This is a genomic window from Variovorax glacialis (assembly GCF_051216375.1).
Taxonomy (GTDB): Bacteria; Pseudomonadota; Gammaproteobacteria; order Burkholderiales; family Burkholderiaceae_C; genus Variovorax.
This window is the reverse complement of record NZ_JBPJZT010000041.1, coordinates 1-7,420: the sequence shown is the minus strand read 5'-3', so window position 1 is coordinate 7,420 and position 7,420 is coordinate 1. Positions and strand designations below refer to the sequence as shown.

At 64.4% G+C, this 7,420-nt stretch carries 8 protein-coding genes and 1 pseudogene; 2 read left to right on the top strand and 7 right to left on the bottom strand.

Translation table 11 applies throughout. The annotated features are described in order from the left end of the window. The 6 genes from ACSFBL_RS35215 to ACSFBL_RS35190 all read right to left on the bottom strand — a co-directional run. Positions 1-115 (bottom strand): arsenate reductase/protein-tyrosine-phosphatase family protein (locus tag ACSFBL_RS35215; RefSeq protein ID WP_475539801.1); only part of this gene is annotated, 115 nt, incomplete at its 3' end. A gap of 8 nt (positions 116-123) precedes the next feature. Next, positions 124-591, bottom strand: a complete 468-nt coding sequence (locus ACSFBL_RS35210) for an ArsI/CadI family heavy metal resistance metalloenzyme (protein WP_435520443.1) — start codon at positions 589-591, stop codon at positions 124-126. 11 nt (positions 592-602) lie between these two features. Further along, positions 603-929, bottom strand: a complete 327-nt coding sequence (locus ACSFBL_RS35205; protein WP_435520442.1) for an ArsR/SmtB family transcription factor — start codon at positions 927-929, stop codon at positions 603-605. 774 nt (positions 930-1,703) lie between these two features. Continuing rightward, a complete protein-coding gene (locus tag ACSFBL_RS35200; RefSeq protein ID WP_435520441.1) occupies positions 1,704-2,690 on the bottom strand; it encodes a Bug family tripartite tricarboxylate transporter substrate binding protein in 987 nt (328 codons plus the stop codon). A gap of 53 nt (positions 2,691-2,743) precedes the next feature. Continuing rightward, complete coding sequence (locus ACSFBL_RS35195; protein ID WP_435520440.1) at positions 2,744-3,946, bottom strand: CaiB/BaiF CoA transferase family protein; 1,203 nt, start codon at positions 3,944-3,946, stop codon at positions 2,744-2,746. Next, on the bottom strand, positions 3,943-4,887 hold the full coding sequence (locus ACSFBL_RS35190) for a hydroxymethylglutaryl-CoA lyase (protein WP_435520439.1): 945 nt from the start codon (positions 4,885-4,887) through the stop codon (positions 3,943-3,945). Before ACSFBL_RS35190 ends, ACSFBL_RS35195 begins: the two co-directional genes overlap by 4 nt. Before the next feature lie 92 nt (positions 4,888-4,979). Between ACSFBL_RS35190 and ACSFBL_RS35185 the strand changes: the two genes are divergently transcribed. After that, on the top strand, positions 4,980-5,891 hold the full coding sequence (locus ACSFBL_RS35185; RefSeq protein ID WP_435520438.1) for a LysR family transcriptional regulator: 912 nt from the start codon (positions 4,980-4,982) through the stop codon (positions 5,889-5,891). A gap of 331 nt (positions 5,892-6,222) precedes the next feature. On the opposite strand, the gene ACSFBL_RS35180 is transcribed toward ACSFBL_RS35185, so the two are convergent. Next, positions 6,223-6,681 carry a MarR family winged helix-turn-helix transcriptional regulator gene (locus ACSFBL_RS35180; protein ID WP_435520437.1) on the bottom strand — a complete coding sequence of 153 codons (459 nt, stop codon included), beginning with the start codon at positions 6,679-6,681 and terminating at the stop codon, positions 6,223-6,225. Between ACSFBL_RS35180 and ACSFBL_RS35175 the strand changes: the two are divergent. Continuing rightward, positions 6,649-7,061 (top strand): annotated as a pseudogene (locus ACSFBL_RS35175) (arylamine N-acetyltransferase). The gene ACSFBL_RS35180 and the pseudogene ACSFBL_RS35175 sit on opposite strands and share 33 nt — an antisense overlap. Positions 7,062-7,420: the final 359 nt, after the last annotated feature.

Below are 7,420 nucleotides of genomic sequence, written 5' to 3'. Positions count from 1 at the left end.
AGAACGCGTTGAACCGTCCATGGCCCAGATGGTTCAGCATGGCTTCTGCGAGGATGCTGCGCGCGGAATTGTGCGTGCAGAGGAACAGGACGTTGATGGGTTTGGAGTCAGGCATTGCGAGCCTCAGCAGCAGCTTCCCTGAGCCTTGACGGCGACGTTCACCGGCCGCCCAGTCGGGGCGCGGGGAGCGCAGCAAGCAGCTTGGCTATCGGGCTGCGACTCCCGGAACGTTGGGATACTGTCCAACGTCAGGAAATGCTCCCAGGCGATGCCCTGTGGGTCCGTGACCCAGTGCTTCTCGCTGCGTGCGTAGCAGCAGGTGGTGGTTCCCTCGTCACGCAAGGCGGCGTCCGCCGCGAAGGCGCGGCATTTGAGCTCGGCCAGCTCCTCCGGCGTCTGCGCCTGCAGACCGAGGTGGTCGATGCCGGGTTCGCCGCCGGTCGAGACGGCGAAGTTCACCGCCGGGTCCGTCAGCTTCCACTTGGCGTAGTCAGCTTCGACCCGGGCGGGCTCCGCCGCGAAGAGTTCGGAATAGAAGGCGATGCTCGCCGACAAGTCCTGCACCTTCAGGTGCACATGGAAACGCTTCATGGGGATGTCCTTCAACACGAACAGGGGGTCGACGAGGCATCAACGGCGCAAGACTCGCCCTGGCAGCAGTTCTCGGTGAGATAGCCCAGCAGCGCGTTCATGTGCTCGAACGAGGCGCGGTAGATAAGGTTGCGGCCCTGGCGTTCCTGCGTGACCAGGCCCGCGTTCAGCAGCTCTTTGAGATGGAACGACAGGGTATTGGCCGGAGCGCCCAAGCCCTCGGCCATCACACTGGGTGTCATGCCCCTGGGACCGGCAATGACCAGGGCACGAAACACCTGCAGGCGAGCGGCTTGTGCGAGTGCGGCCAGAGAGCGGACAACAACTTCTTCTTCCATACTTCCATTATCGTGGAACTGTTGTTCATGTCAACGCGCACCCAACCAATGTCTGCTCTACCGTCTGTTCTCGTTTGCGCGGACTTCCGGTCAGGGCCCTTAGCTCCGATTCGCGACCTGCGGGTCCGGTCGTTCGCGCACGATGTCGTGCTGATTGCTTGTTGCCACCCATGCTGGCTTCATCGACGATGTCGGCGAGGTCAGGTTCCAAAGTACACCGGCCGTTCGTCTAGAAAAAGGCCAAGGTCGGGTTTCGGCGACTGCCGTCATTCGGCAGCCATATTCGAGGGGCAGCAGACAGTCTTTCAAAGACATTCGCTCGATGGGTCTTGCAGGATTGGGCTCGGTAAGGAGCCGTTATCGCGCGCCCGCGCGCCCTGCCCTGCCGACCTGTTTGAGGCGGCTCTGGGCCGCACGTCACAGCCCTGCATGACTTCTGGGCCGGCTCGCCATGAAAAGACAAACGGCACCCGGAGGTGCCGCTTGCCTGCCTGCAAATGGGAACGCATTGTGCGGTGCAGTTCTCTCCGGTCATTGGCATGCCCGCGAGGGGCGGTGCAAACGCCCGGTCACGCCGGACGCGCAGGTCGATGATAGGCCTCGCGATCCCCGCTACCGCGATCGCAAGCACCTGAACGCCGCGCATCAACAATGACCGGGCCTAATCCATTCGCCTGTTGTGCTCGATGAGCGTCTTCATTCACATTGACTCCGTGTTCTTGCATCTCTTCGGTCGTATCCGGACCGCTATCGTTCTCGGTCTCGAGATCACGCTCATTCCGGCTCGATCCCCGCCTTCTTCACCAGCGCCGCGTACTTCGCCATTTCGCTCTTGAACGCAGCCTGCGCCTGTTCCGGCGTGCCGATGTTGATGGTGTTGCCCTGGGTGGCCATCGCCTGCTTGACGGCCGGATCGGCGAACGCGGCGACCACTGCGTCATGCGTCTTGCTGACGACGGCAGGCAACAGGCCTTTCGGCCCGATCACGGCAAACCACGCGTCCACGACAAAGTTGGGCAGCCCCTGCTCGGCAAAGGTCGGGATTTCCGGCGCTGCCGGCGTCCGTTGTGCCGTCAGCATGCCGATCGCCCGCAGCGTGCCGGCCTTGATGTATTGCTGCACGCTCGGCAGGGCGACCGTGCCGAAGTCGATCTGCCCACCGATGAGGCCGGCTACCATCGGCCCCACGCCTTTGTAGGGGATGTGCTTCGCGGTGACGCCGGCTTCCTCTAGGAACAACTGCGTCGCCAGGTGAAGGATGGTGCCGGTGCCGCCGGAGCCGAAGTTGAAGGTGTCCGGCTTGCTCTTGAGCAGCGCGATGAACTCCTTGCTGCTGGTGGCCGGCACCCTTTTCGGGTTGACCACCAGCACCATCGGCGTGGCGCCGATGACCGCGATCGGCGTGAAGTCGCCCGGCATGTTGAAGGACAGCGACTTGATCACGCTCGGAAAGATCACGACGTTGTTCGACACGATCGACAGCGTGTTGCCGTCCGGCGCAGCACGCGCGAGCTGCTGCAGCCCGACCACGCCGCCCGCGCCGGGCTGGTTGTCGATGACGACCGACGCGTTGAAGGCCTTATTGAGCGCAGGCTGGGCGGACCGCGCGATCGTGTCCACGCCGGAGCCGGGTGCATTGGGCAGGATGATCCGGATCACGCCCGACTGCGCGTGCGACGCGGTGGACCAGGGCGCGACAGCGAGGGCTGCGGAAGCAGCCAGCATCGTGCGGCGGGAAAAGAGGGTCGTGGTGTTCGTCATGTGTATTGTCTCCATCGCTTCTTGTGTTTCGACGCCGGGGCTTGGGTCGTGGTTCAGGCCACGATGCTGCGTGCCCGCAAGTCCTCGATTTCGCCATCCGTGCAGCCCATGCCCCGCAGCAGGTCGGCGGTGTGTTCGCCGATCCGAGGCGGACTCAACCGTACGCCCAATCGATGTCCTTCCAGCGTGATGGGAAAGAGCGTCGTCTTGACGGTTTCGCCCGCCTTCGGGCCATCGGGCAGTTGCATGTCGGCAAGGCCGCCCGTGGCCAGCAGGTGCTCGTCGTCATAGAGGTCTTGCGGCTTGCGGATGGGGGCGAAGGGCAGGCCGGCCTTTTCCATGGCCTGCGCGAGTTCGTTTGCGCTGCGAACGGCGATGCGCTCGGCAATGGCCTTGAGCAGTCTCGGTCGGTGCGCGACGCGCTGGTTGTTGGTGGCCAGTTCGGGTTCGGCCTTCAAGTCGGCGAATCCCAGCGCATCGCAGAACATCAGCCACTGTGCGTCGCTGACGGCCGCCAGGAAGATCTGCTCGCCATCCTTCACCGTGAACACGTCGTACACCGCCCACGGGTTGTCGCGTGCCGGCATCGGTGCCGGGTGCTTGCCGGTCATCGCGAACTGCAGCATGTGCTGGCCCATCAGGAACACGTTGTTCTCGTACAGCGCCGACTGGACCTCCATGCCGCGACCGGTGATGCCGCGCTGGATCAACGCGCCCAGCACCGCGATCGCGCCGAACAGGCCACCCATGATGTCATTGACGCTGGTGCCGGCGCGCAGCGGATCGCCCGGGCGACCGGTCATGTAGGCCAGGCCGCCCATCATCTGCACCACTTCGTCGAGCGCCGTGCGATGGTCGTAGGGGCCCGGCAGGAAGCCCTTGTGGCTGGCGTAGATGATGCGCGGGTTGACCTGGCTCAGAGACGTGTAGTCGAGGCCGTATTTCGCCATCGTGCCGGGCTTGAAATTCTCGGCGACCACGTCGGCCGTGGCGGACAGGCGGCGTGCGGTCTCCGCGCCTTCCGCGGTGTGCAAGTCGATGCCGATGCTTTTCTTGTTGCGGTTGAACATCGGGAAGAAACCGGAGCCCGCGCCGAGCAGCCGACGGCTGGGGTCGCCGGTCACCGGTTCGATCTTGATGACTTCCGCACCCAGGTCGGCCAGCACCATGCCACAGGTCGGGCCCATCACCATGTGGGTGAATTCGACGACGCGCAGGCCCTTCAAGGGCTGTGCCACTTGCGTGTTGTCGCTCATGGCAGAGCCTCCTCTTTCATCGTTCGCGGAAGCCCAGCGCGCCAGAGCGTGCCGTGCAGCGGCTCGCCTTCCAGCCAGGTCGCCAATTTCTTTCGCAGCGCGAGCAGGGCATCGAAGTCCTGCCCGGTCTCGATGCCCATGCTGGCCAGCATGTAGGCAAGGTCTTCGGTTGCCACGTTGCCGCTGGCGCCGGGCGCGTGCGGGCAGCCGCCGATGCCACCGATGCAGGCGTCGAAACGAGTCACGCCCACTTCGAGCGCCGCGTAGACATTGGCCATGCCCAGGCCGCGCGTGTCGTGGAAGTGGCCGCAGTTCAGCTTGTCGCCGGTGATGGGCAAGGCCGCCTCGAACAGCGCGCGCACCATCGCCGGATCGGCGTAGCCCACGGTGTCGGCCAGGCCGATGGCCTCGGCGCCAGCAGCGAGCACCGCCTCGACCAGACGCACCACCTCGTCCGGTTCCACGCGTCCCTGGATCGTGCAGCCGAAGGCGGTGCTGAAGCCCACCTCGATCGTCGTCTTCGAGCCGCGCGCGTCGCGTGCATCGCGAATGCGGGCGATCTCCTCAACCACCTGGTCGGGCGTCTTGCGCAAGTTGGCCAAGCTGTGCGCGTGACTTGCGGAAAGCGGCAGCAGCATGAGGTCGGCCTCGCAGTCCATGGCGCGCTCGGCACCCTTCAGGTTGGGAACCAGCACGGACGACTTGAGTCCTGGAAGGGTCTGGGCGAAAGCCAGCACCTCGGCGCTGTCGGCGAGTTGCGGCAGCAGGCGCGCCGGCACGAAGGAACCGACCTCGATTTCGCGCTGGCCTGCGTTGTAGGCGTCGCGCAGCCATTCGAGCTTGGTGGCGGTGGGCACGACGCGGGAGATGCTCTGCAGGCCATCGCGCAAGCCCACCTCGCGAATGATGGCGCGCCGCGGCAGCGGGGAAGATGAAATCAAGCGTGTCTCCTTGGTTTGTGCCGCCAGTCTAGAATTTCCGGAAGTAGATTGCTTCGCCATTTCGGAAGCAAAGAGTTCCCGATTGGAATACCTTGCGCGACCTCGATCTCACCACCTTGCGTCTCTTCGTTGCGGTCTGTGAGACGGGCAATATGGCCCGCGCGGGCGAGCAGGCCCACATCGTCGGGTCGGCCATCAGCAAGCGCCTGGCCCAGCTCGAAGACCAGTTGCGCACGCCGCTGCTGATCCGCAAGCGCCATGGCGTCGTGCCGACCGCCGCGGGGCAGACCTTGCTCGAGCACGCTCGTAGCATACTCGATGGCGCCGCGCGCATCGAGCGAGACATGGAAAGCTACGTGACCGGCGCCCGCGGGCAGGTACGGGTGCTCGCCAGCATCTCCACTATGGCGGGCTCGCTGGCCAATGACGTCGCCGCCTTCCTCCAGATGCCGGCGCATCGCACCATCCAGGTCGACCTGGAAGAACGGCTGAGCCCCGGCGTGGTGTCAGGCGTGCGCGACGGCATGGCCTCGGTGGGTGTTTGCTGGGACGCGGTCGACCTCGGACCGCTGCAATTTTTGCCGTACCGCAGCGACCACCTGTGCATCGCGGTGCCACAAGGCCATCCGCTCGCTTCCCGGAAGAGCGTGCGCTTCGAGCACACGCTGGACTACGAACACGTCAGCCTGCCGATCAACAGCGCGGTGCAGGTGATGCTGCAACAGGCGGCGGCACGGCTCGGTCGCACGTTGATTCCTCGCATCATCGTGAGCAACTTCGAGGCGGCACTCGGCGTGGTGCGCGCGGGCCTGGCCATCGGGCTGGTGTCGAAGGAAGTGGCCGAGCGACAGGCGGCCGCCGACAACCTGCGAATCATTCCGCTACTGGAGTCCTGGGCGGAGCGACGCTTCGTCGTGTGTTTTCGCGATGCGCAGCAACTGTCATCGGCTGCGCAACTGCTGGTGGAGCACCTTGTGAGGCAGGGAGATCCTCGCCCTGCGTGAGGATCATACTTTTGGCTTTGCCTGCGCATGTCTCAAGGCGGCTATCAGCGTCATGTGGATATATGCATGACGCTGCACAGCCGAAGTCTCTGCGGACAAGAAGGGATTGGGTCGGCATTGCTTTGATGCTCGATCTGACTGCGCAGTTGCAGCGGCTGCGATAGTCCGGCCAAGGCGCACTGCATGCGCCAGCGCCTCGGGCACACAGTTGGACGCCGCATGGTGATGACGCTGACCGCTCTGGGCGACCTGATTGCAGACTACCGATCCCGAGACTGCGGCTCGCTTGGCGCGCGGCTCAGGTCGTTGTTGGCCGAGACCAGGGTGCGCATCATGCGCATGAATTCGGCGCGGTCCCTCTCGTTAGCGGATCGAGCATGCGCTCCTGCGCCCGCAGCATCGACGGGACCACCTCGGCGAGCAAGGCGCGGCCCTCGTCAGTGAGCGTCAGCAGCCGCACCCGCTTGTCCGAAGGCGCGGCGTTGCGCAGCACCAGGCCGCGTGATTCGAGCCGGTCGATGACGCTGGCTGTCGTCGAGGTGTCGAAGCCAATCGTCCTGGCAAGCGTTCGCTGATCCACGCCGGGACTGTTCTCGATCCCCTGCAACGCCGAGTACTGCACCGGTGTCAGGCCGCGCCGAAACGCCTCAATTTCGCCGCAGGTGGTATCCACGGCGCCCGCTAGCGGCCAGCGGTCCATGTCCACGTTGAAGCGACGCGCACTTTTGACCTTGGGGGAGGAGGTAGACATCAGCCAATGTCGGTCCGCGACCGAAGCAGAAGTCTTCACGTCATGTGTCGGCTGCCAGCAAGGCCTCTGCAGGTCGAATTGCCGCAGGGCTCCCACCTCGCGGACGTTGGCTTCGGCAACCTGGCGCCCACAGCTCCGCTGGTGCTTGTGCCTCATGTCGAACAGCCCACGCCGCACGGACTCATGCGATCATCGAAGTCAACGGAGAGTTGACGCTCCAGCAGCTGCTGGGGCAAAGGTGGGAGCACATCTATCGAGTGATTCCGTACCCGCGGTACGACGCTGAATATGAGGTCGCGAATTGGTACACCGCTACTCATCCGGATGCGCCCTATCCGAACAACATGATCGCTGCGCGTCCTTTGCCCGACGGCAGCCGATTGACCATGTTTAATGACCGGGTGACCCTGCGCGCCTAGAGCGGCGAGAGCCATCGACGTAACCTTGAAACGCCAGAGGCGTTCGCCACCGTGATGCGCGAGGAATTCGCTCTGGCGGTGCTCGATGATGATCTGCACCGGATGCTCGAGGTGGTGGAGCAGCGGGGAACCCGAGGAGCACCGCACCCGATGTTTGCGTGAATGCAACTGTGCAGCCCGTGGACGAGGGGTCTTTCAGCGCAACCCCGCAAGCAGCTACCCCAACCGGATGCGCGACAGCTAGACATGATGGTCGCCGCCCAGTAGACAGGCGGCCGGTCTCCAACATGTAGGTTGCGTCCAGGGACGCAGAGCTACATGCTGTGACTTGCGTCGTCAGCAACAAGGAGACCGGCCAT